This window comes from Dyella sp. OK584 (genome assembly GCF_057787755.1).
In genome coordinates this window covers 745,967-760,903 of sequence record NZ_CM173542.1, presented here as the reverse complement: position 1 = coordinate 760,903, position 14,937 = coordinate 745,967, and the positions used below count along the sequence as shown (strand labels likewise).

At 62.5% G+C, this 14,937-nt stretch carries 12 protein-coding genes and 1 riboswitch; of the genes, 6 read left to right on the top strand and 6 right to left on the bottom strand.

Annotated elements, in window-relative coordinates; translation table 11 throughout:
• Window positions 1-100: 100 nt before the first annotated feature.
• Complete coding sequence (locus tag AC3CBN_RS03365; RefSeq protein ID WP_488635411.1) at window positions 101-2,437, top strand: S9 family peptidase; 2,337 nt, start codon at window positions 101-103, stop codon at window positions 2,435-2,437.
• A 180-nt stretch (window positions 2,438-2,617) separates the two neighbouring features.
• Here AC3CBN_RS03365 and AC3CBN_RS03360 read toward each other — a convergent pair whose 3' ends face one another.
• Window positions 2,618-4,666, bottom strand: a complete 2,049-nt coding sequence (locus AC3CBN_RS03360; RefSeq protein WP_488635410.1) for a M56 family metallopeptidase — start codon at window positions 4,664-4,666, stop codon at window positions 2,618-2,620.
• A 1-nt stretch (window position 4,667) separates the two neighbouring features.
• Window positions 4,668-5,054, bottom strand: a complete 387-nt coding sequence (locus AC3CBN_RS03355; RefSeq protein ID WP_488635409.1) for a BlaI/MecI/CopY family transcriptional regulator — start codon at window positions 5,052-5,054, stop codon at window positions 4,668-4,670.
• A 369-nt stretch (window positions 5,055-5,423) separates the two neighbouring features.
• On the opposite strand from AC3CBN_RS03355, the gene AC3CBN_RS03350 reads away from it, so the two are divergent.
• From AC3CBN_RS03350 to AC3CBN_RS03340, 3 genes are all read left to right on the top strand, one after another.
• On the top strand, window positions 5,424-5,621 hold the full coding sequence (locus tag AC3CBN_RS03350) for a hypothetical protein (protein WP_488635408.1): 198 nt from the start codon (window positions 5,424-5,426) through the stop codon (window positions 5,619-5,621).
• A 7-nt stretch (window positions 5,622-5,628) separates the two neighbouring features.
• Complete coding sequence (locus AC3CBN_RS03345; protein WP_488635407.1) at window positions 5,629-6,498, top strand: prohibitin family protein; 870 nt, start codon at window positions 5,629-5,631, stop codon at window positions 6,496-6,498.
• A 162-nt stretch (window positions 6,499-6,660) separates the two neighbouring features.
• Window positions 6,661-7,134, top strand: coding sequence for a bacteriohemerythrin (locus AC3CBN_RS03340; RefSeq protein ID WP_488635406.1), 474 nt, complete (start codon window positions 6,661-6,663; stop codon window positions 7,132-7,134).
• Between the two features lie 18 nt (window positions 7,135-7,152).
• Here the strand turns inward: AC3CBN_RS03340 and AC3CBN_RS03335 are convergent, their stop codons facing one another.
• On the bottom strand, window positions 7,153-8,163 hold the full coding sequence (locus AC3CBN_RS03335; protein ID WP_488635405.1) for a ribonucleotide-diphosphate reductase subunit beta: 1,011 nt from the start codon (window positions 8,161-8,163) through the stop codon (window positions 7,153-7,155).
• A gap of 208 nt (window positions 8,164-8,371) precedes the next feature.
• Here AC3CBN_RS03335 and AC3CBN_RS03330 point away from each other — a divergent pair, with 208 nt between their 5' ends.
• Window positions 8,372-8,665, top strand: coding sequence for a GIY-YIG nuclease family protein (locus AC3CBN_RS03330; protein WP_488635404.1), 294 nt, complete (start codon window positions 8,372-8,374; stop codon window positions 8,663-8,665).
• Between the two features lie 114 nt (window positions 8,666-8,779).
• Here the strand turns inward: AC3CBN_RS03330 and AC3CBN_RS03325 are convergent, their stop codons facing one another.
• From AC3CBN_RS03325 to AC3CBN_RS03315, 3 genes are all read right to left on the bottom strand, one after another.
• Complete coding sequence (locus AC3CBN_RS03325) at window positions 8,780-11,128, bottom strand: ribonucleoside-diphosphate reductase subunit alpha (protein ID WP_488636658.1); 2,349 nt, start codon at window positions 11,126-11,128, stop codon at window positions 8,780-8,782.
• A gap of 291 nt (window positions 11,129-11,419) precedes the next feature.
• A riboswitch (cobalamin riboswitch) is annotated at window positions 11,420-11,635 on the bottom strand.
• A gap of 126 nt (window positions 11,636-11,761) precedes the next feature.
• Entirely contained in the window at window positions 11,762-12,619 is an 858-nt protein-coding gene (locus tag AC3CBN_RS03320; protein WP_488635403.1) for a type 1 glutamine amidotransferase domain-containing protein, read from the bottom strand.
• A gap of 11 nt (window positions 12,620-12,630) precedes the next feature.
• Window positions 12,631-13,485 (bottom strand): energy transducer TonB, encoded by an 855-nt coding sequence (locus AC3CBN_RS03315; protein WP_488635402.1) that lies wholly within the window; start codon window positions 13,483-13,485, stop codon window positions 12,631-12,633.
• A gap of 183 nt (window positions 13,486-13,668) precedes the next feature.
• Here AC3CBN_RS03315 and AC3CBN_RS03310 point away from each other — a divergent pair, with 183 nt between their 5' ends.
• Window positions 13,669-14,931, top strand: coding sequence for a cation:proton antiporter (locus tag AC3CBN_RS03310; protein ID WP_488635401.1), 1,263 nt, complete (start codon window positions 13,669-13,671; stop codon window positions 14,929-14,931).
• The last annotated feature ends 6 nt before the right edge of the window (window positions 14,932-14,937 follow it).

Genomic DNA, 14,937 nt, shown 5'->3' with positions numbered 1-14,937 from the left:
CTGGCAGGGGTGCATGCCCCCGCCCGCAACATTAGGATGAACGGTTGAACGGGGCGCCCAACGTGGCGTTTGCAATCGGCTGTTGATCTGGGGAGAACGCATGGTATCGACGACACGCATGTCGCGCCTGATGGGCGCGCTGGTGGTGAGTGCACTTTCGACGGGCGTGGCCGCGCAGGGCAAAACCCTGACCGCCGACGACTATGCCAAGGCCGAACGCTTCGTGGGCTACAACACGACGCCGCTGGTCGATCACGCCGTACAGAGCGTGACCTGGCTGGACAACGACCACTTCTGGTATCTCGACCACGACGCCACGGGCGACCACTACCTGCGCTTCGACACTGCCACCGGCAAGGCAACGTCGGCGTTCGACCACGCGCGCCTCGCTAGCGCGCTAAGCAAGGTGCTGGGCAAGCCGGTGAACGCCAGCAAGCTTGGTCTCGCCAGCTACAGCGTCGCGACCGATGGCCGCCTCGACATCAACCTCAAGGGCAAGCATTACCTCTGCGAGCAGAGGGCTGGCGGGGTTTGCGCTGCCGGCAAGGACGATAACGCCGAAAGCGCAGGCAGCGAGCCCGGCGTGCTCTCGCCGGACAAGCGCAGCGAAGCCTTCGTGCGCGGCTGGAACCTGTGGGTGCGTGACGTTGCCACCAGCAAGGAAACCCAGCTCACCATCGACGGCGTGGAAAACTACGGTTACGCCACCGACAACGCAGGCTGGAAACACTCCAACCACGCCATTGTGGTGTGGTCGCCCGATTCGAAGCAGATCGCCACCTTCCAGCAGGACCAGCGCAAGACCGGTGACATGGTGATCGTCGGCACCAACGTCGGTCATCCCAAAGTGGAGAAGTGGAAGTATCCGCTGGTGGGCGACAAGGACGTGACGATGATCGAGCGTGTCATCGTCGACTTGGGTGGCCGCAAGGTGCTTCGCCTGAAAATGGAGCCTGACCAGCATCGCTCCACCCTGTGCGACGACATCAGCTGCGGTCGCGATGGTGGCTGGGATGACGTGCAGTGGGCGCCGGACGCCAGCTCGCTGGCCTTTGTGTCCTCATCGCGCGATCACAAGCAGGCGTGGTTCCGCGTCGCCGACATTCACACCGGTGAAGTACGCACGGTATTCGACGAGCGCGTGCCCACCTATTACGAGAGCGGCAGCGGCAAGGTCAACTGGCAATATCTGCCGGCTAGCCACGAAGTCGTGTGGTTCAGCGAGCGAAACAACTGGGGCAACCTGTACCTGTACGACCTCGATAGCGGCAAGCTCAAGCACGCCATCACGACCGGCGAGGGCAATGTCACCGAGGTGCTGAAGCTCGATGCGAAGTCGCGCACGCTGTGGTTCCGCGGCGTGGGTCGCGAGCAGGGCGTGGATCCGTACTACCAGCAGTTCTACAAGGTGAGCCTGGATGGTGGCACACCGACGTTGTTGGCCCCCGAGCCAGCCAATCACACCGTCACGCTGTCACCGGATGGACGTCTGTTTGCCGACGCGTACTCCACGCCGACCATGCCCACGGTGACCGTGCTGCGCAGCGCTGATGACGGTCACGTTGTTGGCAGCATCGCGAAGACAGATATCTCGCGCCTGCTTGCGAGCGGCTGGCAAGCGCCGGAGCCGTTCACGGTGAAGGCACGCGACGGCAAGACCGATCTGTACGGCCTGATGTTCAAGCCCACGCATTTCGATCCGAACAAGAAGTATCCGATCATCGACTACGTCTATCCGGGCCCGCAGACTGGCTCGGTGGGTTTGCGCAGCTTCAACGTCGCGCGCGTCGATCACCAGGCGCTGGCTGAGCTGGGCTTCATCGTGGTGGCCATCGACGGCATGGGCACGCCCTGGCGTTCCAAGGCCTTCCACGATGCCTACTTCGGCAACATCGGCGACAACACGCTGCCCGACCAGGTGGCTGGCCTGAAGGAACTTGGCAAGCGCTACACCTGGATCGACATGGATCACGTGGGTATCTGGGGCCACTCGGGCGGCGGCAACGCCACGGCCACGGCGATGTTCCGTTATGCGGACCTGTTCAAGGTGGGCATCGCCGAAAGCGGCAACCACGACAACCGAAACTACGAAGACGACTGGGCAGAGAAGTGGCAGGGCTTGTTGACCACTGACAAGGACGGCAAGGGCAACTACGACGACCAGGCCAACCAGAGCCATGCCGCAGGCCTCAAGGGGCATCTGCTGCTGGCGCACGGCACCATGGACGACAACGTGCCGCCCTACGAAACGCTGCTGGTGGTCGATGCGCTGATCAAGGCCAACAAGGACTTCGACCTGCTGATGATCCCCAATGTGCATCACGGCTATGGTGCTGCCAGCAACTACATGATGCGCAAGCGCTGGGACTACTTCGTGCGTAACCTCGCCGACGACACGCCGCCGAAGGAGTACACCATGAAGCCGCCCAAGGATTGAGCGTGGGGCGTCCTCTCCCTTGATGGTGGGAAGAGGACGTGACGTTTCCGTCCGCTGCCGGGACGCACCCGGTGTGTGAACGCAGCATCACGCCATCGCCGCGCTGCCGATGTATCGCGCACTGGGTGCGCTTCCAAAAAAGAAAGCCGGGGCATGGCTGCTCCGGCTTTCCTTTTTTCATCAGTGCAGGCTGGTTGGCTTGGCGACACCTTTGGCGATGGCTTCGTCGAGCAACTTGTCCATCTGGCCGTCGGCCTGTGTGTTTGCGGAGCGCTGGCGCAGCTCCACGGCGCGCTGCTGGCGTTCAAGCTCGGCTTGCTGGCGTTCGATATCCGCCTGCTGGCGCTCGAAGTCACGATCCTCGTCGGCGTCCCGCTGACGCTCGGCCATGGATTTGATCTGGTTGTCCAGGATGCGCATCTGGTCGTCCAGCTGCCGCACGTCGGCGGCCGATACTCCCGGCTTCGTCTCCAGCACCGCGCGCTGGGATTCGAGCGCGGTACGTTGCGACTCCAGCTGCCCTTGGCGCGCAGCCAGCTCACCCATGCGCGCGGCCACGACACCCTGCCGGCTGGCGAGCCGGCTCTGCGAGCCGGCCAGCCGGGACTGCGCACCGGCGATGCGGGTTTCCATCGCGGCGAGCTCGTGCATGGGTGCATAGGCGGCGCGGGCACGTTCGATGGTGGCGCCATCGCGAATCACATAGGCCTGCTGGCCGCGGCGGAACCACAACAGCGATTCGTTGTTCTTACGCTCCCGCTTGGCTGCGTCGATATCGCGATCGGTGCCGTTCACCAGGATGGTCCCGGCGCCGTTGTCGAACAGCGCAAAGCCATTCTTCGCTTCGCTGTCGATATCGATGTCGACGTGGCGCGCATGCAGGTCGCTGGCGCTCGGCGGGAGCGGCGGCGGCGCCGATGGCAGCGGAGCCCGGGGAGCGGGCGGTGCGGGTGGCGGTGGCGGCGCTGGCGGCGAAGGAGGAAGCGTCATCTCGTTCGGTATGGGCTGAGCTGCCGGCATCGGGCGCGGCGTGGCCACCACCTTGGTCGCCGGCGTGGGCTTGGCCGCTGGAACGGCGGCGGCTGGCTGCACCGGCGTCGCGGGCAGAGCCGCTGACGTCGCCGCGGCAGGTGCGGCAGTGTCGGTGGGGCTGGCGTGATCGGCAGCGGCTTCGGTCACGCGATAGGGCATCAAGCCCGCGGCGGCGACAAGTATCACCAACAGCCAGCCCCTCACGCGCGACATGGGAGCTACATCGTGTTGCAGCATGGTCAGTCGCCTTTTGAGATTGTTGAAGGTGGGCGATGCACCGGCCAGGCCGGCAACGAGCGGATGCGCCACGCCCAGGCGCAGCAGCAGCCGGCCATATGCCTGCGGCGCGGCGTGGTGTTCCCGCACCACCTGTGCATCGCATGCCGCTTCGCGGTTCAGCGCGTACTCGCGCATGGCCCAGCCCACCAGCGGATGAAAGAAGAACAAGCGCTGCGCAATGGCAGGCACCCAGCCCATCCACAGGTCGCCGCGACACAGATGCGTCAACTCGTGCGCCAACGCCAGCGCGGATTCTTCTGCAGACAAGCTCTGTCGTGCGGGAAGCAGCACGATGGAGCGCCACAGGCCGCTCACCTGGGGAGAGCTGATGTCGTGCGATACGCGCAGCGCCGGGCAGCGACGCAAGCCCATGGCGCGTGCCTGTGCGGCGCAGGCCGCCTGCAACGCGTCATCGTCGAGCGGTTGCGAGTGACGCACCACCGCACGGGCCTCACGCCACTGTCGCGCGGCCCGCACAACCTGCACGAGCACGCCGGCCAGCCACAGCGCAAGCAGCACGGACGGCCAGCGCAGTGAACCGGTGGCGTCACCGGTTACTTTCGCTTCGCGGGATGTATCGGCGAGCGCGGTGGGAGCGGCCACGCCGGGCTGTCCAAAGCCGCTGATGCGGTGCTCGCTCGGCGCGGCGAAGGTGGCGGTGGTCGGCGTGTTCGCGAGCGCGATCACAGCCGGAGCGGGAGCGGGCGACAGCAACGGCAACGACACTGGCGTCGACACGACAAGACCCAGCAGCAGCTGCACACTGAGCAACCACCAAAGCATTGAACGTGTTGCTGCGCCAAGCTGCGGTAGCTTTCTGCAGACCAACCACACGAGGCCGATCAGCAGTGTGGCTTGTACGGACGTCCATGCCAGCCGGCTGATGACTTCTTCGGCAAAGGTAGCGAGGGAACTCATCTCAGGTCTCCTTGCGTCGCGACTGTAGTTGCGCCACCAGCGCTTCCAGTTCGGCCAGCTCCGAGTCGCTTACTTGCGCGCTCTCGGACATCCACGCGACGAACGGGGACACCGAGCCGCTCAGCGTCTTCTCCACAAACTGGCCCACCGCGCTGCGCATGACTTCGCCTGGCCCCGTCGCTGGGCTATAGCGATACATGCCAGCCACCTGCCGGCGACGCAGATATGACTTGCTGCGCAGCCGCCCCATCATGGTCAGCACCGTGGAACGGGCCAGCCCGCGAGGTTCGCCGAAACCGGCGGCAACCTCGCCGACCGATGCATTGTTGTGTTCGGCGACATACTGCAGGAGCGCCAGCTCCTGGTCGCCAATGGATGGCTTGCCCATGTCCACGTTCCCTTGTGACTACATCTGTAGTCAAGCTACGCCGTGACTACAGATGTAGTCAATAGGTCGCAGGAATATTTCTGAAGTGCCTTCAACACATGTTGCGTCGCACAAAAAGCGGAGTAGACTGCGCCCCGTCCTCATCCAGCAGCGCGCATTGGAGTGCGCTTATATGAAGGCCGACTCCGCTCGAATCGCGAACCCGCCCAGCCGTTACCGGCAATCGCTTCCCTTGGCGGGCTAGCGCTCCACACGCCCCATTCATGCGACGCCATGGCCCGACGCGCGCTGCGCGTCGGCTAGCGGGGCTCGCGTGATGGACGTCCAAACCGGCATTCGCCACTGACTTAGAGAACTACGGGGAAAACCATGAAGACGCTTGTCGACTGGCTGGCGCATCGGCTGTGGCCGTTCGTTATCTGCCTGCTGTTCTACGTCGGTTTTATCGGACCGGAATTGATCTCGGCCGCCAGCACGCTCGCCGTGCTCGCCGGCCTGGCACTTCTGGTTTTGCTCGCAGCGTGGGGCATCGTGCTCTTGCGCCGCGGTTTCTCTCACAAGGAATGATCGAGCCATGAAACGCGTACTGACCATGTCGCTGTCGCTTTCCGTCTTGCTGCTGGCCGCCTGTTCCAAGGTGCCGGCGGGCAACGTCGGCGTGAAGTTCCAGATGTATGGCGATGGCAAGGGTTCGCTGCAGGAACTGCCGCCGGGCCGCTACTGGGTGGGTTGGGGCTACGAGATGTATACGTTCCCCACGTTCACCCAGACCTACACGTTCACCCATTCCACGAACGAAGGGCGTCCGGTGGACGAGTCCATCAGCTTTCAGACGGCGCAGGGTCTTACCGTGAATGCTGACGTGGGCATCACCTATCACATCAACCCCAACAAGGTGACGCTGATCTTCCAGAAATACCGCAAGGGCATCGACGAAATCACCGACGTCTATCTGCGCAACATGATCCGCGATGCGCTGGTAAAGGAAGCTTCAAGCGTCGACATTGAATCTGTCTATGGCAAGGGCAAGGCCAACCTGATCGAGGCCGTACAACGCGACGTGGCCGACGAAGTCGCGGCCGTTGGTATCGAGGTCGAGAAGATTTATTGGGTCGGCGAACTGCGCCTGCCCGAGAACGTCGTGCAGTCGATCAATGCCAAGATCCAGGCCACGCAAATGGCGGAGCAGCGCCAGAACGAAGTGGCTCAGGCGCAGGCCGAGGCGCAAAAGGTGGAGGCCGAAGCGCAAGGCCAGGCGCAAGCGCGCCTCACCATCGCCGAAGCGGAAGCCAAGGCCATTTCGCTCAAGGGTGAGGCGTTGCGCCAGAATCCCAACGTGGTGCAGATGTCGGCCATCGAGAAATGGGACGGCCACTTGCCCACCTACAACGGCGGCGGCGCGCTACCGTTCGTGAATCTGGCAGCGCAAACGACGAACAAATAAGCATCATCGACATCGCGGGCGGGTGATATCCGCCCGCGATGGACATGGTTGCGGTGTAGTGTCGCGATACGGATTCCGCGCGCCTGTTCTTGACCCACATCATCCTGATGAAGGCCCGCATACCCGCCAATAGCCAGACCAACGCACAAGGGAGGGTGCGATATGCCCTATATGGTCTGGCAGGACGACCTGAACACCGGTATCAAGGTCATCGACAATCAGCACAAGCGCATCGTCGAGATGATCAATCATCTGCACGACGCCATGGATCATCGCGATCGCCAGGAACTCAGCGACATCCTCGACGAGCTGGTGGACTACACGCTGTCCCACTTCACTTTCGAAGAGTCGCTGATGGAAGACGCCGGCTACGAATTCACCCGTGCCCACAAGCGTGTACATGAGGTGTTTGTCAAACGGGTTTCCGAATACCGCCAGCGCTTTCGCTCTGGCGAGGACATTGGCGCCGAGCTGCTGCACACGCTATCGCATTGGCTTTTCAACCATATTCGCAACGACGATAAGGCCATTGTCGATTCGGTGCGTCGCCACATGCGCATGGTCAACGATGACCCGCATCAGGGCGGCTGGCTTTCCCGTTCGCTGAAACGTTTCTTCGGCAGCGCGCAGTACTGATACTGCGCGCTGCACGCATCAGAACGCCATGTCGAACGCAACCTCGCCCTGCACGCCGACCTGATAGGCCGAGACGCGGCGTTCGAAGAAGTTGGTCACTTCCTGCACGTCCTGCAGATCCATGAAGTCGAACGGATTCTTCGCGCCGTACCTCTTCGGCAGGTCCAGCTGAGCCAGGCGCTGGTCCGCGCAGTACTCCAGATACTGACGCATGTCCTTCACCGAAAGGCCGGCCACGCCACCGGAGAGCACGTCTTCGGCGAACTGCGTCTCGCAGGCGATGGCTTCTTCAAGCATCTGCTCGATCTGCGCGCGCATTTCCTCGTCGAACAGATCCGGCTCCTCGGAACGGACCGTGCGCACCACGTCGAAGGCAAAGGCCATATGGCCCGACTCGTCCCGGAACACCCAGTTGGTTCCCGAGGCCAGGCCATGCAGCAGGCCGCGTGAACGCAGAAAGTAGACATAGGCGAAGGCCGCGTAGAAGAACAGGCCCTCGATGCACGCCGCAAAGCAGATCATATTGAGCAGAAATTGGCGGCGATGCTCACGCGTTTCCAACCGCTGCAGGCCCTGGATGGAATCGATCCACTTGAAGCAGAACTCACCCTTCTGGCGGATCGACGGAATGGTCTCGATGGCGTCGAAGGCCTTGTTGCGCTCGTTGGAATCGGGAATATAGGTGTCGAGCAATGTCAGGTAGAACTGCACGTGCAGCGCTTCCTCGTAAAGCTGGCGCGAGAGATACATGCGCGCTTCGGGCGCATTGATGTGCTGGTATAGATTCAGCACCAAGTTGTTCGACACGATGGTGTCGCCGGTGGCGAAGAATGCCACCAGGCGATGAATCAGGTGACGATCCGCATCCGACATCTTCGACTTGAGATCGGTGACGTCCAGCGAGAAGTCCACTTCCTCCACCGTCCAGGTGTTCTTGATCGCGTTGCGATACATCTCGTAGAACTCGGGGTAGCGCATGGGGCGCAAGGTGAGTTCGAAGCCGGGGTCGAGAATGCGTTGGGTGGACATGGGTGCCTCTTTTGAATACAAACGCTCGTCTGTCTAGACGAGCTGCAAAGATGTCGTCATTCCAGCGAAAGCCGGAATCCAGTGACTTTCCTTACTCCGCCGAAACGTGTCAGGAAAAGGCGCTGGATCCCCGCGTTCGCGGGGATGACGATCGATTCTTGTTGTTGACGGCGGCAAGCGCGGGCCGTGGCCACATGGATGCTTCCTAATGCGAGAGCTTCAGCCGTGCGTATATCTTCTCTCCAGTCGTCGAAATGGCACCCTGTACACAGGCGTCACCTCCAACCTCCCAGCCCGTATCTGGCAGCACCGAAACAATATTGTGGAAGGCTTCACTGATTGCCATCACGTCCATCGATTGGTCTGGTATGAACTGCACGAATCCATGGAATCGGCTATCTGTCGGGAAAAGGCCATCAAGAAATGGAAGCGTTCCTGGAAACTCGAGCTGATCGAGAAGGCAAATCCGTATTGGCGCGACCTCTATTTCGACATCTCATAACCGTCATTCCTGCGAAAGCAGGAATCCAGCGCCTTTTCACTCTTGCGAAGAAGCCACTGGATCACCGCTTGATCAACCCTTCGGCTGTTGAAGATCACGTCGCCGGAATGTCGATTACTGACAAGCCTCGCAATACTCCGGATTCTCCAGCGAGCAGAACACCGCCGCCGTTGCCTGCTCCTGCTCGACCACCGGCGCCACCTTGGCTGCCGGAGCCGCCGACACCGTCGTTTTGGCAATCTTCGTCGCCGGACGCGAGCGCAGGTAGTAGGTGGTCTTGATGCCGGACTTCCATGCGTACATGTACATGGAGCTCAGCTGGCCGATGTTCGGATTCTCCATGAACAGGTTCAGCGACTGGCTCTGGTCGATGTACGCACCGCGCGCGGCACCCAGGTCGATCAATGCTTTCTGCGGTAGCTCCCACACGGTGCGGTAGATGCTGCGCAGCCGTTCCGGAATGGCCGTGATGGCCTGGATCGAACCATCGGCCAACTTGATGGCGTCACGCACTTCGGACGTCCAAAGTCCAAGCGTCTTGAGTTCCTCGACCAGATAGCGGTTCACCACAAGGAAGTCGCCGGACAGCGTCTCGCGTTTGAACAGGTTGCTCACCTGCGGCTCGATGCACTCGTAGCAGCCGGCAATGGAGGCAATGGTGGCGGTCGGCGCGATGGCGATCAGCAGCGAGTTGCGCAGGCCCTTGGCCTTGATGGCTTCGCGCAGCCCGTCCCAGCGTGCAGTGTCATGCGGCTGGGCGTTCGTCCAATAGTCGAACTGCAGTTCACCGTTCGCGGCGCGACTCTCGGCAAAACCGGGATGAGCGCCGAACTGCGCGGCCAATTCGTTCGACTGCGACAGCGCGTTGAAGTAGATCTCCTCGGCGATGCGCGTGGACAACGCCAATGCCTCAGCCGAATCGAACGGCAAGCGCAGCTTGAACAGCACATCCTGCAGGCCCATCACCCCCAGACCCACCGGCCGCCACTTGCTGTTGGCGGTCTTGGCGGTGTCGATCGGATAGAAGTTAAGGTCGATCACACGGTCGAGCTGCCGCACGGCGGTGCGCACCGTCGACGCGAGCTTGTCGAAATCGAACACGCCGTCCACCACGTGGCGCGACAGGTTCACCGAGCCGAGGTTGCACACTGCCGTCTCGTCCGCATTGGTCACCTCGAGAATCTCGGTGCACAGGTTGGACAGGTGGATGACGTTCGCAGGCAAAGCCGTCTGATTGCTGGTGGCGTTGCTGCGGTCCTTGAAGGTCATCCAGCCGTTGCCGGTCTGCGCCAGCGTGCGCAGCATGCGCGCATAAAGCTCGCGCGCCTTCACCTTCTTCACCGCCAGACCGTTCGCTTCGGCTTCGCGATAGGCGCGCTCGAACGTCTCGCCCCAGCTGTCCACGAAGTGCGGCACTACCTTTGGATCGAATAGCGACCAGTCAGCGTCGCTCTCCACGCGGCGCATGAATTCGTCGGGAATCCAGTTGGCGAGGTTGAGATTGTGCGTACGGCGCGCCTCGTCGCCGGTGTTGTCGCGCAGCTCGAGGAATTCCTCGATGTCGGCGTGCCACGGCTCCAGGTATACGCAGGCGGCACCCTTGCGCTTGCCGCCCTGATTCACAGCGGCGACGGACGCGTCCAGCGTTTTCAGCCACGGCACCAGACCGTTGGAATGGCCGTTGGTGCCCTTGATCAGCGAGCCGCGCGAACGCACGCGCGAGTACGCCAGGCCGATGCCGCCAGCGAACTTGCTGAGCTTGGCAACGTCGCCGTACTTCTCGTAGATCGACTCCAGTGAATCCAATGGCGAGTCGAGCAAAAAGCACGAGCTCAATTGTTCGTGCGCTGTGCCGGCGTTGAACAGGGTGGGCGAGCTGGCGATGTATTCCAGCGAAGAGAGCAGGCGATACAGTTCCAGCGTCTCGCCGATCTCGTTGCCGCCCAGCGCGCACGCAATGCGCATGAAGAAGTGCTGCGGCGTTTCGATCACCTTGCGCAGCTGCGGATGACGCAGCAGGTAACGGTCATACACCGTGCGCAAGCCGAAGTACTCGAAGCGTCGTGGGGCAAGCGGATCGATCGCGTCGTTGAGCTTGCGCGCATTGGTGGCCACGAAGTCGCGCAGGCGATCGTTGAGGATGCCCAGTTCCGCGCCGCGTGCGACGGATTGCGAGAAGCTCTGGATTTCCTGGCCGCTCACTTCCTTATCGATGTACGCACTCAGCAGGCGCGCGGCGAGCTGGCCGTATTCGGGTTCTTCAGCGGTGAGCGCGGCGGAGGTGCGGATGGACAGTTCGTCCAGCTCCTGCGTGGTGGCGCCGTCGTACAGGCCGCCGATGGTCTTCAGCGCCACGCGCAGCGGGTCCACGCCGTGCAGACCTTCGCTGCTGCGCGTTACGGCGCGAACGATCTTGTTGACGTCCACCACTTCCTGGCGGCCGTTGCGCTTGGTCACGCGCATCTGGCCCGGGTTGTGCGGCGGGGTGAGCGCGAACGGCGTGTCCGTGCGGGGCGCCTCGGCAACGGCGGCGTCGGCAGGATAGGCGGCGGCGTCCGCGCGGTCGTTTTCGCGTTCGCGCGAGGTGGTATCAATAGGTTGCATGCGGCATCGCTCCAAGCGTGGTCATCAACCGCCTGCTCCCGCGCGCAGGGCTGAAATGGTGCGATGTCCACGGACGGTCGAGCGGCAGGGCTGGCTGCCCCGCGCCTCGACGCGCCTCCCCGCGGAAGCCGTCACCACTCATCGCAGCGTTCACGCTGCAATGTGTCGGCAGGTCTTCGGACTCGCGGACAAAAGGGTCTTGCGACCCGGCCTACTCGCTCCCGCTTCCCAGCCGCTGAGGGCCAGTGCGTTGATGGCTTTCGTTTCCGCTTACCGCTGCGGGGCAGCTCCGGATTTTCACCGGATTCCCTATTAAGCCAGTCCGACCGTTGGTCTGAGATTGGCACCGACGGGGCACAACATATCGGGCCGGTTCGGGCCGGTCAACCCAATACCTTGTGGATAGAGCGTGGATAAGCGGGAAAAAGCCAAGCCCTTGCGAGGCTTAGCTGGGCCCAGGAATTTTTCCCAGGCAGACCAGCCCGAGGTCGCTCAAGGGCCGGCGAGCAGGCCGGCAAATTCGCGGGCGAAGCGGTGCACGTCGCCGGGCCAGCGTGCCGAGAGATAGTTGCCGTCTCGCACCACGAAGGCAGGGGAGTCGTCGGTGTCGCTGTCGCGCGCAAGTCCGGAGGTCTTGCGCCAGTGATGCTCGATGTCTCGCGGCACCTCGACGAAGTCATCGGGCGTGGCGAGCGTTCGGGTGACTTCCTGCTGCACCGACATATAGCCCACCGGTTGCCCGGGGCCATCGGGATAGGTCCGGTAGTAATCCGGATCCCAGAAGCGGGTGATGCGCGTGAGCGACCACGCCGACCGCTCCAGCGCCCAGGTCAGCGCGGTAGTGCGGCGGCCATGCAACACCGACCGGCCATCCATGCCACGGCTGCGTGCGGCCAGCAGCACGCCGTGACAGATCGCCGCCACAGGTTTGTCCGCGGCAAAGAACGCTGCGACAGCGGCCTGCAGTAGTGGGCTTTCGAGATACTCATGCATGCCTCGTGCGCAGTGACCACCGGGCAGAAGCAATCCATCAAAGTTTGACGAGTTGATGGCGCTCCAGCGCAGCGGTGCGTTAAAGGCAGCGTCCTTCACCATCGAGGCGTAATCGCGGCGCGCATCGGCGTTCGCGCGCAATAGACGGCCAAACAGCGTCAGCTTGCGAAGGCCGGGAACGAACCCCCAAAGGTCGAGCCCTTCGCCATTGAGCATGATCGGATCGGCGCTCGCGGGCAGGCCATCGGGTGTGGCGAATACCACGCGATGACCCGCCGACTTCAGCACCCGCCATGGCACGGCGGCTTCGCTTGGGTCGAAGTCTTGGTGGGGCAGGGGGATCAGTACGTTGGCCATGGCGCTGGAGATCAAGAGCCGTTTAATGATGTGGCGAGCCGCGGGCTGATGCCAAGTTGGTGGAGCGCCCCATCTGGGACGGCATCAGGTGCTTCGGAAAGCAGTGACGGGTTCTCGACCCAAGGCACCTGTTGTCGGGGGCTCGGAATATAGACGTCCCATTTGCCGTATGCCTCCTTTGTGGGTGGCGCTCCAGCCTCTGCCGCGTAGAAGGTCACGGGGACACGTGCCAGCCAATAGGGTGCATTGATGGATGGCCCCGTTGTGGGTGGGTCGAACGTCCACTTGCGGGCTGCGCTGAGAGCCGCATCCGCAAGGTTCTTTTGATATAGCCGCATGTCGGTCTGGCTTATATAGCTGCGAAGGTTGACCTGTTCGGCGACTGCATCTTGTACCAGGCCATCCCTGCCGATCCGCAACAATAAGTACACCGTACCGGCGACGCCGGCATCAAACGACATCCGCGGATAGCGAGGTGGATTTCTGGTTTTGTAGCGAACGTTCTGAGAGCTGTTGTCTTCATCAGCGCCAAAGGTGGCGGCGACGATGCTGATGGAGTCATGAGTTTCGTCCGCGGCTTTCGCTACCAGGCGCAAGCTCATCTTTTCAACCACCGGCGCGATTGGCATGGTGTCCAGCGTGAACATCCAGTGGGGGACATTCTTATCGATGACTTCGATCACGACGGGGGCAAGCTTCTCTGGATGATCCAAGGTGTATCGCATGAGTTTGCCGTCGGGATTTATCTGTACGGTGCCCGTTACCAGCATGCTTGCTTCCGCGAACTTGCGAACATCTTCTGCTCGAGCACATAGCGATAGAAGTGAGAGACTCGCAACGAGCACATGCATGGCTAACGAACGCATACGGAATCTCCCCTTGGTCTGGCAGTCAGTCTAGCGGCCGTTCCGGCACTTCGGTACGGGTAGAGGCTAAGGGCGCGCCGCATCTGGGGGTCGAGATCGAAGGCGGCTGTTGCGACGAAAGGCAATGGTGGGCAAGCTCATTGGGTCTCTTCGTGATCGATCATTTACCCAGGATCTTCGCCCATGGGCCACCCACTGCTGCTCGTCCAATTGCTGGTCATCCTCCTGGCCTCGCGCCTGCTTGCATGGGCGCTACGCTGGCTGGGACAACCCGCCGTGGTGGGTGAGATGTTGGCGGGTCTGGCGCTTGGGCCGTTGCTGTTCGGCGCCCTTGCTCCTGCGTGGCAGGCGCGACTGTTTCCCGCGGATAGCCTCGGTGCGCTGCAGAGCCTGAGCACGCTGGGGCTGGTGCTGTTCATGATGGTGGTGGGCGCAGAGCTGCGTGTGCCGCATGGTGCGGGAAAACTGCTGCGTTCGGCAGGCTGGATCGGTGGGCTGGCGTTCGCGCTGCCCGTGTTGCTGGCGCTCGGTATCGCGCCGCTGTTGTTTGCGGGCTATGCGCCGCAGGGTGTCGGGTATTGGCCGTTTGCCATGTTCATGGCCACGGCTTGCGCGATCACGGCGCTGCCGGTGATGGCACGTATCGTCAAGGAACGCGGGTTGACCGACAGCCTGCCCGGTCGTCTGGGCATCGCCGCTGCCGCAGTTGCCGACGTGCTTGCATGGGTGGCACTCGCATTCGTGGTGGCACTGATTGGTGCGCACGGCGACTGGACGTCGTTCTGGCGCACCATGCTCGGTCTGCTTGCCATGGTGGTGGTGACCTTCCTGCTGTTGCGCCCACTGTGCGCGTGGCTGTTGGCACGCCATGCGCCTCAAGGAAATACCAGTGGCGCCGTGCTGGGTTTCCTGCTCATGGGCGCATTGGGCTGCGCCGCGATCACAGAATGGCTCAATCTGCATGCCGTGTTCGGCGCCTTCCTGTTCGGGCTGTGCCTGCCGCGGGATGACCGATTGCTGCATGGGCTGATCGAGCGCGTCGAACACGTCACCATCGTCGCGCTGTTACCGGTGTTCTTCGTGCTCGCCGGACTCAGCACCACCGCCGAACTGCTGACTGCCGATGCGGGCATGGCGCTGGCGCTCGTGTTGCTGGTGGCAGTTGCTGGCAAGGTGCTCGGCGGCATGGCCGGTGCACGCGTATCTGGTCAAAGCTGGCGCGACAGTCTCGCCATCGGCTCGCTGATGAATGCGCGGGGCATGATGGAGCTCATCGTGATCAAGGTCGGCCTGGATGCCGGGGTGATCACACCGGCGATGTTCACCATCCTGCTGGTCATGGCGATCGTCACGACGATGATGACGACGCCGATGGTCACCTGGTTCAGGACACCCGCACCGAACACGTCGCCGCCGCCTGAAGGGCGTCACGACGTGCACCACTAGCTGACC

Bases quoted from the DNA above. Each gene is read 5' to 3' on its own strand.
- AC3CBN_RS03365 (WP_488635411.1), top strand. From the start codon at position 101: ATGGTATCGACGACACGCATGTCGCGCCTGATGGGCGCGCTGGTGGTG.
- AC3CBN_RS03360 (WP_488635410.1), bottom strand. From the start codon at position 4,666: ATGAGTTCCCTCGCTACCTTTGCCGAAGAAGTCATCAGCCGGCTGGCA.
- AC3CBN_RS03355 (WP_488635409.1), bottom strand. From the start codon at position 5,054: ATGGGCAAGCCATCCATTGGCGACCAGGAGCTGGCGCTCCTGCAGTAT.
- AC3CBN_RS03350 (WP_488635408.1), top strand. From the start codon at position 5,424: ATGAAGACGCTTGTCGACTGGCTGGCGCATCGGCTGTGGCCGTTCGTT.
- AC3CBN_RS03345 (WP_488635407.1), top strand. From the start codon at position 5,629: ATGAAACGCGTACTGACCATGTCGCTGTCGCTTTCCGTCTTGCTGCTG.
- AC3CBN_RS03340 (WP_488635406.1), top strand. From the start codon at position 6,661: ATGCCCTATATGGTCTGGCAGGACGACCTGAACACCGGTATCAAGGTC.
- AC3CBN_RS03335 (WP_488635405.1), bottom strand. From the start codon at position 8,163: ATGTCCACCCAACGCATTCTCGACCCCGGCTTCGAACTCACCTTGCGC.
- AC3CBN_RS03330 (WP_488635404.1), top strand. From the start codon at position 8,372: ATGCGAGAGCTTCAGCCGTGCGTATATCTTCTCTCCAGTCGTCGAAAT.
- AC3CBN_RS03325 (WP_488636658.1), bottom strand. From the start codon at position 11,128: ATGCGCGTGACCAAGCGCAACGGCCGCCAGGAAGTGGTGGACGTCAAC.
- AC3CBN_RS03320 (WP_488635403.1), bottom strand. From the start codon at position 12,619: ATGGCCAACGTACTGATCCCCCTGCCCCACCAAGACTTCGACCCAAGC.
- AC3CBN_RS03315 (WP_488635402.1), bottom strand. From the start codon at position 13,485: ATGCGTTCGTTAGCCATGCATGTGCTCGTTGCGAGTCTCTCACTTCTA.
- AC3CBN_RS03310 (WP_488635401.1), top strand. From the start codon at position 13,669: ATGGGCCACCCACTGCTGCTCGTCCAATTGCTGGTCATCCTCCTGGCC.